General features: G+C 51.8%; 14 protein-coding genes. All 14 read right to left on the bottom strand.

Translation table 11 applies throughout. The annotated features are described in order from the left end of the window. Positions 1-75: 75 nt before the first annotated feature. The 14 genes from GQY55_RS22005 to atpG all read right to left on the bottom strand — a co-directional run bounded on the left by GQY55_RS22005 (position 76) and on the right by atpG (position 15,368). Complete coding sequence (locus GQY55_RS22005) at positions 76-1,794, bottom strand: phospho-sugar mutase (protein ID WP_160044067.1); 1,719 nt, start codon at positions 1,792-1,794, stop codon at positions 76-78. A gap of 41 nt (positions 1,795-1,835) precedes the next feature. Further along, complete coding sequence (gene fabZ, locus GQY55_RS22000) at positions 1,836-2,273, bottom strand: 3-hydroxyacyl-ACP dehydratase FabZ (protein WP_160044066.1); 438 nt, start codon at positions 2,271-2,273, stop codon at positions 1,836-1,838. A gap of 323 nt (positions 2,274-2,596) precedes the next feature. Then, positions 2,597-2,878, bottom strand: coding sequence for a DNA-directed RNA polymerase subunit beta (locus GQY55_RS21995; protein ID WP_373309257.1), 282 nt, complete (start codon positions 2,876-2,878; stop codon positions 2,597-2,599). A gap of 12 nt (positions 2,879-2,890) precedes the next feature. Continuing rightward, the gene (locus GQY55_RS21990; RefSeq protein WP_160044065.1) at positions 2,891-3,709 is read right to left on the bottom strand and encodes a flagellar hook-basal body protein; all 819 of its coding nucleotides are present in this window, start codon (positions 3,707-3,709) and stop codon (positions 2,891-2,893) included. A gap of 30 nt (positions 3,710-3,739) precedes the next feature. Continuing rightward, positions 3,740-4,621, bottom strand: a complete 882-nt coding sequence (locus tag GQY55_RS21985) for a flagellar hook-basal body protein (protein WP_160044064.1) — start codon at positions 4,619-4,621, stop codon at positions 3,740-3,742. 87 nt (positions 4,622-4,708) lie between these two features. Continuing rightward, entirely contained in the window at positions 4,709-5,707 is a 999-nt protein-coding gene (locus GQY55_RS21980; RefSeq protein ID WP_160044169.1) for a rod shape-determining protein, read from the bottom strand. A gap of 198 nt (positions 5,708-5,905) precedes the next feature. Further along, positions 5,906-6,187, bottom strand: coding sequence for a sporulation transcriptional regulator SpoIIID (gene spoIIID, locus GQY55_RS21975; protein ID WP_036715046.1), 282 nt, complete (start codon positions 6,185-6,187; stop codon positions 5,906-5,908). 264 nt (positions 6,188-6,451) lie between these two features. After that, positions 6,452-7,198, bottom strand: a complete 747-nt coding sequence (locus GQY55_RS21970; protein WP_160044063.1) for a M23 family metallopeptidase — start codon at positions 7,196-7,198, stop codon at positions 6,452-6,454. 483 nt (positions 7,199-7,681) lie between these two features. Further along, positions 7,682-9,067: a stage II sporulation protein D gene (gene spoIID, locus GQY55_RS21965; protein ID WP_160044062.1), complete on the bottom strand. Its 1,386-nt coding sequence runs from the start codon at positions 9,065-9,067 to the stop codon at positions 7,682-7,684. 407 nt (positions 9,068-9,474) lie between these two features. After that, positions 9,475-10,818: a UDP-N-acetylglucosamine 1-carboxyvinyltransferase gene (murA, locus tag GQY55_RS21960; RefSeq protein WP_201452214.1), complete on the bottom strand. Its 1,344-nt coding sequence runs from the start codon at positions 10,816-10,818 to the stop codon at positions 9,475-9,477. Between the two features lie 389 nt (positions 10,819-11,207). Next, on the bottom strand, positions 11,208-11,468 hold the full coding sequence (locus tag GQY55_RS21955) for a DUF1146 family protein (protein WP_160044060.1): 261 nt from the start codon (positions 11,466-11,468) through the stop codon (positions 11,208-11,210). 1,052 nt (positions 11,469-12,520) lie between these two features. Next, on the bottom strand, positions 12,521-12,931 hold the full coding sequence (locus tag GQY55_RS21950; protein WP_160044059.1) for a F0F1 ATP synthase subunit epsilon: 411 nt from the start codon (positions 12,929-12,931) through the stop codon (positions 12,521-12,523). Positions 12,932-12,984: 53 nt separating this feature from the next. Next, entirely contained in the window at positions 12,985-14,388 is a 1,404-nt protein-coding gene (gene atpD / locus GQY55_RS21945) for a F0F1 ATP synthase subunit beta (RefSeq protein ID WP_160044058.1), read from the bottom strand. A gap of 113 nt (positions 14,389-14,501) precedes the next feature. After that, the gene (gene atpG, locus GQY55_RS21940; RefSeq protein WP_160044057.1) at positions 14,502-15,368 is read right to left on the bottom strand and encodes an ATP synthase F1 subunit gamma; all 867 of its coding nucleotides are present in this window, start codon (positions 15,366-15,368) and stop codon (positions 14,502-14,504) included. Between the last annotated feature and the right edge of the window lie 193 nt (positions 15,369-15,561).

Raw genomic sequence — 15,561 nt, 5'->3', positions numbered from 1 at the left:
ACCTCCTCATTAATAACTCCGCAAAGCCGCTGCAGCAGTCGCGGCGGCTTTGCGGACTATCCTTGTCTTGTGTGTCTAGGCGTCGACTCTCGCCATCACTTCAGCCGCGAGCTTGGCGATCCGCTCTTCGGCATCCTGCAACGATTGGCCGCGGACGGCGAAATACACTTTAATTTTCGGCTCCGTACCGGACGGGCGAAGACAGAACCACGAACCGTCCTCCAGCATATATTTCAGCACGTTTTCCCGAGGGAGGCCGTTCAGCCCTTTGGAATAATCCAGCACTTCCGTAACGCGGGCGCCGGCGACCGCCTGCGGCGGATTCTCGCGCCAGTCCGTCATTTTCGCCTGGATTTGGGCCAATCCGTCCTTGCCCTTCAGTGTGCGCGATTCAAGCTTTTCGCGGAAGTAGCCGAACTGCTCGTACAGCTCCTGCAGCACGGCGTACAGCGTTTTGCCCTGGGCTTTATAATATGCCCCCGCTTCGCAGATCAGGAGCGATGCCAGCACCGCGTCCTTGTCCCGGGCATAGTTGCCGGCAAGATAACCATAGCTTTCCTCATATCCGAATAAATACGTATATTTTCCGGATTGCTCAAACTCCGTCATTTTCTCGCCGATATATTTGAAGCCCGTCAGGGTGTTGAAGATTTCGGCCCCGTAATGGCGGGCGATCGCCGCGCCCATTTCGCTTGTGACGATCGTTTTGATGACCGCCCCGTTATGGGGCAGCTTGCCCTTGTCCTGCAACTGGCTCAGCAGATAATGGATCATGATGGCCCCGGACTGGTTGCCCGAAAGCACCTCATATTCGCCTTCATCATTCAGCACGACCGCTCCCATGCGGTCGCAATCCGGATCCGTGCCGATCAGGATATCGGCCTGCACTTCCTTGCCGAGCTTCATCGCAAGGGTAAATGCTTCGCGTTCTTCCGGGTTCGGCGATTTGACGGTGGAAAATTCGGCATCCGGCTGCTCTTGCTCGGTTACGATATGAACGTTGGTAAATCCGACCTTTTTAAGGACGTTCCGCACCGGAACATTGCCCGTACCGTGCAGCGGGGTAAAGACGATGTTGAAGTCCTTTCCCAGCTTCGAGGCGATCAGGTCCCGATTGACGCTTGTCGCCGCTACCGTATCTTCGAAGGCCTCGTCTTCGGCTTCCCCTAGCCATACGAGCAGTCCCTTCGCTTCCGCTTCGGAACGGTCAAGGCGTTTCACGGCCGCAAAGGAATCCACTTCCTGAATGTATGCGATGACTTTCTCCGCCTGATCCGGAACAAGCTGGCCGCCCTCGGCATTGTAAACTTTGTATCCGTTATATTCCGGCGGGTTATGGCTCGCGGTCACCACGATGCCTCCCGTTGCGTTCAAATGGCGCACGCTGAAGGAAAGCTGAGGCGTCGGACGAAGCGACGGAAACAACTTGGCCGTAATGCCGTTGCCTGCCAGCACGAGCGCGGCCTCAAGGGCGAATTCCGGAGAAAAATGGCGGGAATCATGAGCGATCACGACCGACGGCGCGCCTTCGGCTTGACCATGCTGCTCCAAAATGTAGCGTGCAAATCCTTGCGTCGCTCTGCCCACAGTATAACGGTTCATCCGGTTGCTCCCTGCGCCGATCACGCCGCGAAGGCCTCCCGTACCGAACTCGAGATCTTTATAAAAGCGGTCTTCCAGCTCCATGGGCTGCTCTCGCAATTGCTGCAGCTCCTGTTTAGTCTCTTCGTCAACCGAAGGATCGGACAGCCAGCGCCGCACGTTTTCTTCTGCCGTCAAGCTGAGTTTTGACATATGTTTTCCCCTTTCACCGTCTTTTGATCGCGTTAGCTCTTTTAGCCTTGATTCGGATCGGACAAAGCGAACATAATCTCGCCTTCGGCCACAACCTTGTCGTCAACCTTGGCGACCGCATGGCCTTTGCCGATGCTTCCCTTCAAACGGGTAATTTCCACTTCCAAACGAAGCGTATCCCCCGGAACGACCTGGCCCCTGAACCGGAATCCGTCCAGACCCGCCAAAAAGCCGATTTTGCCTTTATTGCTCTCCACCTGCAAAATAGCCGCGGCGCCTACCTGGGCGAGCGCTTCGGTAATAAGTACGCCGGGCATAACCGGATATTCCGGAAAATGGCCAATAAAAAACGGCTCGTTGATCGTCACGTTTTTAATGCCGACCGCACGTTTGCCGACCTCCATTTCCACGATCCGGTCCACCAGCAAAAACGGGGGACGATGCGGGATAATTTCCTGAATTTCTTTCACGTTAAGCACGATTCATTTCTCCTTCCAAAATGGTCATTCGCCGGTGGCGCTCCTGCTTAAGCAAAACACCGATTGGCGTTTTCTATCCTCTATATTGCATAAAACCATAAATATACGGAAAAAACTATAGTTATCCTTCACCAACTGCAGAAGGCGAAGGTTCAGATAAGGGGCTTTCTCCATCAGCCGCAGTTTAATCGGCCGTGGCTTGGAGAGGGCCCTTTTGGGTGTTCTGAAGTCCCCCATCATTATACATTTTCCGAGTAAAAAAAGAAAACTCCCACGGACGAACGAAGGAGTTTTCTGTCACTCTGTTGCAGCGTTTCGACCCCTCACGGGGCAAAAACCAAATCGATGACATGCTGCCATGTCTTCCACTCAAAAACGTCGGACAAGCTCTGCTTACCGATGACCACATATCCGAAGATCAAGCCGCCGATCAACGCGAGCAGCAGAAACAGCGGAATCATCCAGCGAATGACTATTCTCCAGCGCGCCGTCTTTCTTCTGGCAGGCTTCATCCAATCGTCCCGATCCTCTTCCGGTTTGCCCTGCGCATCGCTTTGATGCCGGGTTCTCGTCAGACGATCGGCCGGCTTATTCGTATCACTCATGGCCGTTTCCACCTAACCCCGCATATTGTTGGCCAGGCTCATCATCGTATCGCTTGAAGCAATGGCCCGGGCCGCCAACTGATAAGCCCGCTGCACCTGCATCATATCGGTAATTTGGCCCATGTAGTCCACGTTCGATTGTTCGAGATAACCGGAACGGATTTTCGTATCCTGCGGCATCCCCCCGCCCGTCGGAACCTGGAACACCTGGTTTTCCGTCAAGCTTGTCGGAACGACGAACAGGTTGCCGTCCATCTGCTGCAGCTCGTTCTCGCGGAGCGGCTTCAGCACTTTGAGCGTGCCCACGGTTGTAATCGCGCTTCCGCTGTCCACCAGAACGTTGCCTTGAGGGTCAATAGCCACTTTTGCCTTATTCGGCACCCGGATATGCTGGTTTTTGTCGTTTAATACGAAATATCCTTGATTATTGACGAGCACCATGCTCCCGGGAGCGCCCGGGTCCGGAGCGAAATGAAAGGCGCCTTCCCGCGTATACGCCCGTCTGCCGTTTCCTTCGACCGCAAACATGCCGTCCCCTTCGATCGCAAGATCCAGCGGCTTATCCGTCTGCTCCAGCGGGCCTTGCGAGATGTCGCGGAACACGTCGCCCGTACGGACGCCGTACCCTGTCGTGTATCCAAGCGGCGAAAATCTTCCCTGCTGCTTGAAGTCGCCCGGCTGCTGCATCACGGAAGTGAGCGTATCCTCAAACGTGGTATCCTTTTGCTTATATCCCACCGTATCCAGGTTCGCGATATTGTCGGCGATGATATCCAATTTACGCTGAATGCCGTTCATCGACACCAACGCGCTGATCATGGAGTTGTTCATCATTAACCTCCCTTAACCTTCATTTCGGCTCTATACCCGGCCGACCTCATTGACGGCTTTGTCCAAACTTTTATCGTAAAATTGAATGACTTTCTGATTCGCTTCGTATGCACGCAGCGCCGTATTCATATCGACCATAGCCTCGGACGCGTCGACGTTCGAGCTTTCGATATAATTTTGGCGCACTTCGACACGATCGGTTCCGCCCACAGGCCGAACGCCGGCACCCTGCGGATCGTCGATCCGGAACACGCCGTCTCCTTCGCGCACCATCTGAAAAGGCTGTCCTACGACCGAGACGCCCAAACGCGCTCCCCGAGCTCCGGTAGCCGGGTTCAGGACATACCCCTGCTCGTCCACTTTAAAACGGTCCGCCGGACCTGTCAACACAATCGGCCGATTATTGCTGTCCAATACTTGGTAACCGGTAGAAGTTAGTAGTCTGCCGTCAAGGGCAACCTTAAAGCTGCCGTCTTTCGTATACCGGATGTCTCCATTCGGATCCTGCACCGTAAAAAAAGCTTCCGGCTTGTAAAACACCTCGCCGTCGGCGTTGACGTATTTGCCGGAGCCGTCGAACCGGATGTTCTCCCCGGTAGCCGGATCCTTCAATTCCATGTCGGACACAAGCGCGAAATCCGTCGTTTTGCCGCTTTCCCGAATCACACCCTGCTGATAGATCGATAACGCTTCCTCGGCGAACACGCCCGTGTTGAGCTTGCCGATCGTCGGAACCGGAACGTCGCTCGTACCGCCAAGCATCGTCAGAAGCATCTCCGGAAACGAGCGGGCTACGCTGTTCACCTGTTTGTAGCCGGGCGTATTGATATTAGCCAAATTTTGCACCGCCGTATCATGCCGGCTTTCCTGGGTCAGCATGCCGGCGGCCGCCGTGTAAAGTCCTCTTATCATTTGAGCGGGAACCCCCTTTTCGTGGTCGTGCCATATCCGTTAGCGGGCCGAAAGCAGCCCGTTGTCCTACTTTATTTTATCGGCGGCTCAGAAGGATTTCTTAACCACCTTGTCCAAATTGTCCAGCATGATGCCCGTTCCTTTGACGACGCAATGCATCGGGTCTTCGGCAATCAGCACCGGCACGCGAAGCTCTTCCGAAAGAAGCTCGTCCAGTCCGTTCAAGAGCGCTCCCCCGCCTGTCAAAATGACGCCGCGGTCGATAATGTCCGCCGACAACTCCGGCGGTGTCCGTTCCAAAACCGACTTGGCTGCAGCGACGATGGAGGAAACGGGCTCCCACAGCGCTTCCTGGACCTCGTCCGACGAGATGGTGACCGTAAGCGGAAGCCCCGAAACCATGTCGCGTCCGCGAATGTCCATCTCATCCTTGCGTCCTCCCGGGCGCACTGTGCCGATTTTGATTTTGATGTCCTCGGAGGTGCGTTCCCCGATCAACAGCTTGTATTTGTTTTTAATATATTTCACGATGGACTCGTCAAACTTGTCCCCCGCCATTTTAATAGAAGATGCGGTCACGATGTCGCCCATGGAAAGCACGGCCACATCCGTCGTTCCGCCGCCAATGTCGACGACCATATTTCCGCTAGGTTCGAAAATGTCCATGCCGGCGCCGATCGCCGCGGCTTTCGGCTCCTCTTCCAAAAATACGTCTTTCGCTCCGCTTCGCTCGGCGGCCTCGCGGATCGCCTTCTGTTCAACCGACGTAATATTCGTAGGCGCACAGATCAGAATGCGGGGGCGGCTGCTCCAGCCGCGCGCACCCACACGTCCGATAAAATATTTGAGCATGGCCTCGGTGATGGCAAAATCGGCGATGACCCCGTCGCGCAGCGGACGGATGGCCACGATGTTGCCCGGCGTACGCCCTACCATTCTCCGCGCTTCTTCGCCGACGGCAAGCACCTTTTTCGAGTCGCTTTCAATCGTCACGACGGAAGGTTCGTCCAGGATAACCCCCTTCCCTTTTACATGGATCAGAACGTTAGCCGTGCCGAGATCAATTCCAATATCCTTGCTAAACATCATGAAAAGAGCCCCCAAAGTCATATTTTATGGTAAAAGAGTCCCTGAGCCTTTCGAAGTCCCTTTTCGACAAGATGCAGCAAGAATTATGTATATAGGGAAGCAGGGATCACATTTTTCGACCTCATACCATCTTTTAACATATCATACTTCAGGGGACGGATTCAATGGTTTAACGCGCCGCTGGCTCCGCAAAAATTACGATTTGGCCGATGCCACGGCTTCGCGTTTTTTCGTCTTTTTGTATTTGATTTTTGTCGCTTCCCCTCCCCGCAGATGACGGATCGACTTATGGTACTCGAGTATGTGTTTGACCTGGTCAGCCAGATCGGGATTGATTTCCGGCAAACGCTCGGTCAAGTCCTTATGCACAGTGCTTTTCGACACGCCAAATTCCTTGGCTATAGTCCGGACCGTGTGCTTCGTTTCGACGATGCAACGTCCAATCTTAATAGTCCGTTCCTTGATGTAATCGTGCACGTTCCCGCCTCCCTACTGTGGATAGTTTGGTACATTATATGAGGGGCGTGCCTATATATTCGCGCTTTAGAGAGCTGACAAGCTCCATTAGGCCTATTTATTTTTCGCGGGATGCAAAAAAGACCCCTAAAGCGGGGCCTTGTCTCGAAGCCGATTCGGGTGCCGTACGGGCCTTCGGGGCTTTTACGTTTGCTTGTCTCCATCGCTTTGCGGGGGCTTGAACGACAAAAGGCAGGGATAACCCCCGCCTTTTACCGCTATTCATTATTTTTTTGGAAGCAGCTCTTCCGGATTAACCGGCGTTCCTTTTTCATGGACTTCGAAATGCAGATGGTTGCCCAGATCTTTTTCGATTTCGCTGCGGCCGGCGGTACCGATCGGATCGCCCTGCTTCACAACGTCGCCTTCTTTGACTTTGGCGTCGGACAAAGCTTGGTATACCGTTTTGACGTCATTGTCATGCGTAATTTCGATGACCGTGCCCGTCAGCGGCGGATTTACTTCCACCCGGGTCACTTTGCCGCCAAGCGCCGCTTTGACTTCGAACGTTTTGTCGTCATCGCGGGCCAGATCTACGCCGACGTTCGGCATAAACGTGTCATTGTACTGCACCATGGCTGCCTGATTGCTTTCAGGCGTTCCATTTTCGTCAAAAAACGGCTTCACGACTTTGATATCCTTGGCATCGGCCACCGGCCATGCCATGTCTTCCACGGTAGCGGTCACTTCAACAGCCTTATCGTTTTTGGTTTCCTTGCCGGCTTCGCTAGCGGTTGGCGTTTTCGCAGTCTCCGACACTTTAGCAGGGTCTTGTGGAAGTTTCTTCATGCTGGCATCCTGGTAGACCCAAACTAAGGTTAGTATAATTGCTGCTGCGGCCACGTAAGCTGCCGGGTATACCCACCGTTTGGACAACAGCTTTTTCCATGAAGACGGCTGATTTACCAGCTCTCCCTGTGATTTTTTAGGAGTTTCTCCATGGTTTTGATTACTTTTGTTTTGTTCATTCATATGGTTATCACCTCAGTAATCATTGTTACCGGGGTCAAACCTTTTATACGTATCTCTTATATTATTTTTTCGAAAAATATTCTAGCGGCACGGCAATAAAAGTTGCTTAAAAACCGCGGCGGCGCAGGTTTCGGGTTTTATATACGCGCCATTTGATGTCTATGAAAAACTTTTTCCCGCTTTCATCCGTCTATAATAAAAGAAATATTCTAAATCTATATTAAGATGAAGAACCCATGTTTTGCACGGATAAAGGCAGCCGGGTGAAATGTTCTTTTGTTTTTGAAATTCACTTTTAAATGAATTCGCCCCAGTCGAGATTTTTCCTGAAAATTCCGACCCAAAGATTTAGCTTCATTCGAGGATTGTTTCTGGTATAAAAATCAAGCATTCGGCGTTCATCCATTAGGCGCATCTATTTATAGATGAATTTTCTGCGAACCTATCGTACCGACCGGCCTTTCTGTCAGCTAACTTCAAAAACTACTTCACGAAGTCGGAAGCTTTTGAAAATTGGATGCCGGTATAGTAGTGCTTCAAAATTTGGGTAGCGGTGTAGCCTTCTTTGGCCATGCCTTCCGCTCCCCATTGGCTCATGCCTACGCCGTGTCCGTAACCGTATGTCGTAATCAGGACGTCACTGCCGGACGTTTTCCAGCTGAATTCGCTGGAGCGAAGTCCGAGCTTTTCCCTTACTTCGCGCCCGGTGAACGTTTCACCGCCGATCGAAATCTCCTTGATCCGGTGGCCGGCCGTCGTCGCAAGAATTTGGATAAAAGGCTGCTGTTCTTCTGTTGCCATAGCGGGGATCGCTTTGCCGACCAAGCCGAGTTTCGTCAAAAAATCTTTAATGCTCATCGTAACCGTCTCTTTATAACCCGGGGCCTGCTCGTCCCATGGGCTGGAGACGCTGCGCAGATACGGTATGCTCTGATTCCAATAATCCTCGGAGTTTTCGGTGTATCCGTTGCCCGTAGAGAAAAAGGAAGCAGTGATCGGCTTTCCGTTATAGGTCATGATCGTGTTGCGGCTTTCTTCGACCGCTCTTCTCAGCTTCGCCAACTCCTCCGGTTTCTCCTTCCATTTGGCCTCAAGCTCCGCCTTGGAGATATAGGCCTGATGGTTGACCGTATCGGTGACGTTGGCTTGGGAACCTGGTACGCCGCTTTTATCCCCGTCCGCCAGCCTGCGGACGATGAAGGTGCGCGCGGCGACCGCCTGCGCTTTTAATGCCTCCAGGTCAAACTTGGCGGGCATTTCTGCGGCGACGACGCCGACGACGTATTCTTCGAGCGGCAGCTTTTCCACCTGGCCCGTCTTCGACAGATAGACGGACACCTGGGGCTGTGCCGTTTGCTGCGGCACAGCCGGGGCGACCGGCGCGGGGATCGGCGACGGCGCGGGTTCCGGCTTGTGGTGCGTCGTCACCACAAGCGCAGGGATGAGCAGCGCCAGCGTCAGCAGCCCGCCCGCCCACATGGCGGCGGGGCGGAGCCTGCGGGCGCTGCCCGGGCCAGGCGGCCGCCAGGCGCTGCCGCGGCCGCCTGCGGGCGGCGGGGCCCATGGCCGCCGCCCGGGGGCCTGCCGGGCGCCTGCGGGCGCGCCCGGCTCTTGCCGGAGCGCTTCGCGCGGCTCCGGCGCCGTGGGCGCAGCGGCCTGCGGCGGCTGCGCCGGGGGTGCCGTCAGCACCCGCAGGTGCTGACGGCCGGGGGCGGGCTTCGCCTCTGCGCCCGCCCGGGCACCGGCGGCCGGGCGGTGCTCCCGGCCGCTTTCGGCGTTTACATCCGTTTGATTTATCGGAATGTCGGCTTCCGCCGCTTCGCGTATCGGAGCGACGGCCACTTTAATCTGCGTGCGCGGATCTTTCATATACTTTCAACCTCCATTGGTTCGGATCAACCGCTATTGGTAGAATGAAGTCGGCTTCCGGCTTTATTTAGGAAACAAAGGCGTATTCCAATCTTTGTTCCTCTCATTTTTCCCTATACCTATAGTTATGAACCAATAACAGGTGATAGAACCCTTTTTTAAGAGAATAGAAAGATTCATATGCGGCAGATCGCGGATTTCAGGCTTGCAAAACCGTAGCCTATCATATCTCCTCTCCATACGCCGTAAAAATGATAAAGGGTTTGTAAGCGGATTCAACCAACCGTCCGGCAACACAAAAAAACCGAACCCTTGCGGGTCCGGTCTTTTGTTCACTGTTCCAGTCCAGGTTGTTGCTCATTCCAGTACAATGTTCGTTTGCTTCAATAAATGCGAAATAAAAACGGTTATACCCATGTCGGCTGGATTTTGAACAGAGAAACCTCTTCTTCCAGCTCCACTTTTTTCTTCGCCGGCTCGAGCGCAGGCTCGTCAACGGAAATCCGCCAAATGTCGGCGCCGAGTGTAGACAGCTTCTCGGCCAAATCCACGTAACCGCGGTCAATGTGATGCGTTCCGCTCACTTCGGTTGTGCCTTCGGAAACGAGGCCCGCCAAGATCAGCGCGGCACCGGCACGCAAATCGGTTGCGCATACTTTAGCGCCTTTCAGCTTGGCTCCGCCTGTCACAATGGCCGTACGGCCTTCGACCTTAATCTCTGCATTCATAAGCTGGAATTCATCCACATGCATAAAACGGTTTTCGAACACTGTTTCGGTAACGACACTTGTTCCTTCCGATTTTAGCAGGAGCGCCATCATTTGCGACTGCATATCGGTAGGAAATCCCGGATAAGGCAGCGTTTTGATGTCCACCGCTTTCAGCGGTTTGTCGGCTTTTACCCGTACGCCGTTCTCGTCGGTTTCAATCGTAACGCCCATTTCTTCCAACTTGGCAATCACCGGGCCCAGATGGTCTGCAATGGCCCCTTCCACGTATACGTCGCCGCCGGTAATCGCAGCCGCCACCATAAACGTGCCTGCTTCGATCCGGTCGGGAATGACCGTATGTTCCGTTCCGTGCAGCTTCTCCACGCCTTCGATCCGGATGACGCCGGTGCCCGCACCGCGAACTTTCGCCCCCATGCCGTTCAGGAAGTTCGCCAGATCGACAATTTCCGGCTCTTTCGCCGCATTTTCGATAACGGTGACCCCTTCAGCCAAAGTGGCAGCCATCATAATATTTTCAGTAGCGCCTACGCTGGCCACATCCAAATAGATTTTCGCCCCACGCAGTTTGCCATCTATTTTCGCTTCAATGTAACCTTGTCCGAGACTGATTTCGGCGCCCAAAGCTTCAAAGCCCTTCAAGTGCTGATCGATCGGTCTCGTTCCAATGGCGCAGCCGCCCGGCAGTGAAATCCGCGTATGCCCCATTCTAGCAAGCAAAGGACCCATAACCAGGAAAGACGCACGCATTTTTCGCACCCATTCGTAAGGTGCTTCGCAAGAGGAAATAGCTTGGGCATCGACCCTCATTACATTGTTGTCGTATGTAATGCCTGCACCTATGGATTCCAACACTTTGCTGATTGTAATTACATCGTCAAGAGGAGGTGCGTCATGAATGACGCTTACTCCTTCTTCCCCAAGAAGAGAGGCAGCGATGATCGGAAGAACTGAATTTTTTGCCCCGCTGACTTTCACGCTTCCGGTCAGTTTATTGCCACCGCGGACGATAAATTTGCTCATCATGATTCCCTCCGCGTCCATTTTTTTCCGCAAATTCTGTCTTTTTAGAAATTACAATGTGAATTCCCTAACCTCCATCTTAACACCGACCATTTCATGGATACAAGCGTTTTTTGACGAATGAGGCCCTGAACACAGCTTTATTTGTGCCTTAAGACCTACTTTCAACTTGGCCGGTACATTTTATGAATTCGGAGGGATATCGATGCGCGCGAACATCTGCAGTTTCAGACCCGGGCAGCCGATACGAAAGGGGGGTAAAACAAGCAATACATTCCGTTATATTCATTGTTGACATAAAAAAATGTTATTATTCGACAAGGTTATTGTCCATTCGACATTGTCGCCGGCAAGATAACCTAATCGAGTTATAACCACATACCTTGACGTTAAAACATGTATTTAATCATTTGGCTCCAGTTTAGATAGTCCAGCAGGAATTTGGCGACGAAATGACCCAAGACGATGGCCAGCAGCAAATGCAGCAGTTTACCCTGAGGACTCTTCGGAAACCGGATAAACAAATCCAGCTTTACATGTTGCAGAGCCCACCAAGACAGTCCAATGCAGACCAGCGAAACGATCATCGAGATCAATCCCGTAACGCCAAGGCTTCCAACCAGGTTGTTTGCAAAATTGGAATCCGACATGGCCACTCCACCCTTCATCAGGATTTGCTCTTAAGCAAAGGTTCAATCGAACTATTATATAATACTTGGCTTTGGATCAAGAATCCAGCTTCAAATTCGTAATTTTTCAAAAACTTTCAATCCAAAATAAGGAATACGATGATTTTTTCAGCGAAAATCCGATCCAATACGTCTATGTCATCATAAGCCTATTCCGTTTACTGCCAGATTCTTTGAGTCAATGATCTCTGAGTCTCAAATATTCAATCCGTAAAATATTATATGACGAGTCCCATTAAAGAAGATGGACAAAGGATGCTCTCCCGTAGCTCAAACGCCGCCGCTCTATTTTTATCCTGGAGCTATTTTTTTCTTCTACTCTATATTTCGTCATTTCCTCGGAAATATATTTGGAAATAGATAAAAAAACGATGATTATCCCCTTTTTTCTACAAAAGAACATGGCGAGTCATTCAAAAAGTTCATTTCAGAACACTTTATACGATATTTATAGCGATCAAATCATTATAAATATTGGAACAATATCCAATATATTATCCATATATTGCGGAAATCACGATATTCACGGGTTTATATAATCATTTGAGCCGCATCGTTGATTTCTTCTATAATTGAGACTCCTCTACGGCTAAATCCATGGGATTCTTGGGCGGCAGTCAGGAGTTCATTTCAGCTAACCGTCGTTCCTCAAGTTCAAGGCTGTCCCATCAGCCATCCTAAGACAGTGCATCAAGCATCTTAGGCTGACAGACCGTTACCATCTGCCACAGGTTGATACATGATATTGAGCGCTCCAGTCCGATCACGATGAGCATGAAATCCGCATACACTTTAAACGGGGGTAGGTACTATTTTTAGAGTAGTTCATAGACCGAAATTTATTTATCGTTTTAAAAAGTAAACCGTCTATCGATGTATTCCTAAGGAGGCAGACCGCGTTTAAAGGTAATTTTCCTTGCTATATCAGGAAGAAATAGCTTAGTAGTGTGTACTTTTCTGATATTATGAAAAAACCCGCCTCAACTAAGGATGAGACGGGCTGAACAACTTATTTATTTGTTGCTGCTGTACACATTGATCCGGTTGATAGCCTTTTGCAAAGCCATTTCCGCGCGGCGGTAATCAATTTCATCCTGCTTGTCGGCGTTGGCCAAACGGCGTTCCGCACGCTCCTTTGCGGCCTGTGCGCGCTGCAAGTCGATTTCCTCGGCCGCTTCGGCGCTCTCCGCAAGCACGACCACTTTGTCTTTGCGAACTTCCACAAAGCCGCCGTTGACCGCAATCTTACTGGTCTTATTGCCAGTTTTGATGACAAGCGGAGCGACCTGAAGTGGGGTTACCATCGGAATATGCCCCGGCAAAATGCCGAGATCGCCTTCCACACCCCGAACCGTCAGGCGTTCTACCTCTCCGGAATATGCCAAGTGATCCGGCGTCACAATTTCCAATAAAAAGGTACTCACTTTCATCCCTCCTGAACAGCTCCTATGGGAAGCCTGGGCCCCCCGCACAGGACTTATTCCAGTGTTTTTGCTTTTTCTACGGCTTCTTCAATCGTTCCTACAAAGAGGAAAGCTGCTTCAGGAAGATCATCGTGTTTACCATCGAGGATTTCTTTGAAACTGCGGATCGTTTCTTTTACAGGCACGTACGTTCCCGGCATGCCGTTAAATGCTTCCGCAACGTGGAACGGTTGAGACAAGAAGCGTTGTACTTTACGCGCACGGGCAACGATCAGTTTGTCTTCTTCGCTCAATTCATCCATACCGAGGATCGCGATAATATCTTGAAGCTCGTTATAGCGGGCAAGAAGCTGCTTAACGCCTTGAGCTACGTTGTAATGCTCTTCGCCTACGATTTCAGGCGTCAGAATCCGGGAGCTCGAAGCGAGCGGATCCACCGCCGGGTAAATACCCATCTCGGAAATTTTACGTTCCAAGTTGGTCGTGGCGTCCAAGTGAGCAAATGTCGTTGCAGGAGCCGGGTCGGTATAGTCATCCGCAGGGACGTAAATCGCCTGGATGGACGTGACGGAACCCTTTTTCGTGGAAGTGATACGCTCTTGCAGTTGGCCCATTTCCGTTGCGAGCGTAGGCTGGTAACCTACGGCCGAAGGCATGCGGCCGAGCAAAGCGGATACTTCGGAACCGGCTTGAGTAAAGCGGAAAATGTTGTCGATAAAGAGCAACACGTCTTTGCCTTCTTGGTCACGGAAATATTCCGCCATCGTCAGACCTGTCAACGCAACGCGCAGACGTGCGCCTGGAGGTTCGTTCATTTGTCCGAAGACCATTGCCGTTTTCGAAATAACGCCGGAATCGCTCATTTCATGGTACAAGTCATTACCTTCACGGGTACGTTCGCCAACGCCCGCGAATACGGAAATACCGCCATGTTCTTGTGCGATGTTGTTAATCAATTCCTGGATGGCAACGGTTTTACCTACGCCCGCGCCTCCGAAGAGACCGATCTTACCGCCTTTTTGGTAAGGAGCAAGAAGGTCGATAACTTTAATCCCCGTTTCAAGCATTTCCGCTTGCGTGGACAATTCATCATATTTAGGAGCTTCACGGTGAATCGGGCTGGTAACTTCCGAAGAAACGTCTCCAGCTTCGTCGATCGGCTGACCAAGCACGTTAAATACGCGGCCGAGCGTTGCGCTCCCTACCGGTACGGTGATTGGAGCGCCAAGGTCGACGGCTTCCATGCCGCGAACGAGACCATCCGTGGAGGACATGGCGATGCATCGTACCATGTTGTCGCCAAGATGGTTTGAAGCTTCCAGGGTCAATTCGACTTGGCGTCCGCCAGCGACAGTGCCCTCAATTTTGATCGCATTGTAGATTTCCGGAAGTTGACCTCTTTCGAACTCGATGTCGACAACCGCACCCATAATGCTGACTACGCGTCCTTTGTTCATCTTTTTTGTTCCCTCCTACAAGTCTGCTTATATGCAAACCTTCATCGTAAGCTGCAAGTAGCTTTACGCCAAAATCCGTTCATGGTTTGTCATTTTGGTATAAAAACGTCATTTTACGCCTGAGCGTTCGCTCCGGCCACGATCTCGGTAATCTCCTGCGTAATGGCAGCCTGACGTGCACGGTTGTACGTAAGCGTCAATTCGTTGATCAGCTTGGTCGCGTTTTTCGTTGCAGCGCCCATCGCCGTCATTTTCGAACCCAGCTCACTCGCCTTGCCGTCAAGCAATGCGCTGAAGATCAGGGTTTCCGCGTATCTTGGCAGAAGAGCTTCCAGAACAGCCTCCGGAGACGGCTCGTATTCGTAGCTAGCCGTTACGCCGGTTGTCTGCGTCCCCATGTTTTCCATAGGCAGAAGCTGATTCACTTCAGGGATTTGAGTAAGTGCGTTCACGAAACGGTTGTAACAGATAAACAGTTCGTCGATTTGGGATTCTTCAAACTGACGTACCGCTGCATAAGCGATAGACTTGATATCCGAAAAAGAAGGCGTATCGGACAGATCCGTAACCTCCTGCACGACCGGCATTTCGCGGCGGCGGAAATAGTCACGGCCTTTGCGTCCGATGACGAAAATGACGTATTCGTCCTTGGACTTATGCTTCTCTTTTATCGTGGACATCACTGCTTTTAGGATATTGGAGTTGTATCCTCCGCAAAGACCGCGATCCGAGGTGATGACCAGGTATCCGGTCTTTTTCACCGGGCGCTTTTCAAACATCGGATGCTTGATGCCTTTGGTGCCGGTAGCGATGCTGGATACCACTTCTTTCAGCTTCTCCGAGTAAGGACGGGCATGCTGCGCCATCTCCTGCGCTCTTCTCAGCTTGGAGGCGGCGACCATTTCCATCGCTTTCGTGATTTGCTTCGTACCTTGAATACTTTTGATCTGGCGTTTAATTTCACGCAATCCTCTTGCCATGTTTTCACCACCTTCAAGCTTTGGCGAAGCCAAAGCTAACTTCGTAAGCATAGGCTAAACTTTGGCGAAGCCAAAGTTACTTCGAAAGCATTTACTTAGCTTTGGCGAAGCCAAAGCTAACTTCGTAAGCATTGGCTTAACTTTGGCGAAGCCAAAGTTACTTCGAAAGCATTTACTTAGCTTTGGCGAAGCC

Origin of the sequence: Paenibacillus sp. USDA918EY, from assembly GCF_009870825.1 — a bacterium.
GTDB lineage: Bacteria > Bacillota > Bacilli > Paenibacillales > Paenibacillaceae > Paenibacillus_AQ > Paenibacillus_AQ albilobatus.
Note: the sequence above shows the minus strand (reverse complement) of the source record. Positions and strands in the feature narration are given on the sequence as shown.

Coding starts and splice junctions, on each gene's coding strand:
- atpG (WP_160044057.1), bottom strand. CDS start 15,368: ATGGCAAGAGGATTGCGTGAAATTAAACGCCAGATCAAAAGTATTCAA.
- GQY55_RS21985 (WP_160044064.1), bottom strand. CDS start 4,621: ATGATAAGAGGACTTTACACGGCGGCCGCCGGCATGCTGACCCAGGAA.
- GQY55_RS22005 (WP_160044067.1), bottom strand. CDS start 1,794: ATGTCAAAACTCAGCTTGACGGCAGAAGAAAACGTGCGGCGCTGGCTG.
- spoIID (WP_160044062.1), bottom strand. CDS start 9,067: ATGAAAGATCCGCGCACGCAGATTAAAGTGGCCGTCGCTCCGATACGC.
- GQY55_RS21955 (WP_160044060.1), bottom strand. CDS start 11,468: ATGTCGGATTCCAATTTTGCAAACAACCTGGTTGGAAGCCTTGGCGTT.
- GQY55_RS21990 (WP_160044065.1), bottom strand. CDS start 3,709: ATGAACAACTCCATGATCAGCGCGTTGGTGTCGATGAACGGCATTCAG.
- GQY55_RS21980 (WP_160044169.1), bottom strand. CDS start 5,707: ATGTTTAGCAAGGATATTGGAATTGATCTCGGCACGGCTAACGTTCTG.
- murA (WP_201452214.1), bottom strand. CDS start 10,818: ATGAGCAAATTTATCGTCCGCGGTGGCAATAAACTGACCGGAAGCGTG.
- GQY55_RS21970 (WP_160044063.1), bottom strand. CDS start 7,198: ATGAATGAACAAAACAAAAGTAATCAAAACCATGGAGAAACTCCTAAA.
- atpD (WP_160044058.1), bottom strand. CDS start 14,388: ATGAACAAAGGACGCGTAGTCAGCATTATGGGTGCGGTTGTCGACATC.
- GQY55_RS21995 (WP_373309257.1), bottom strand. CDS start 2,878: ATGAGTGATACGAATAAGCCGGCCGATCGTCTGACGAGAACCCGGCAT.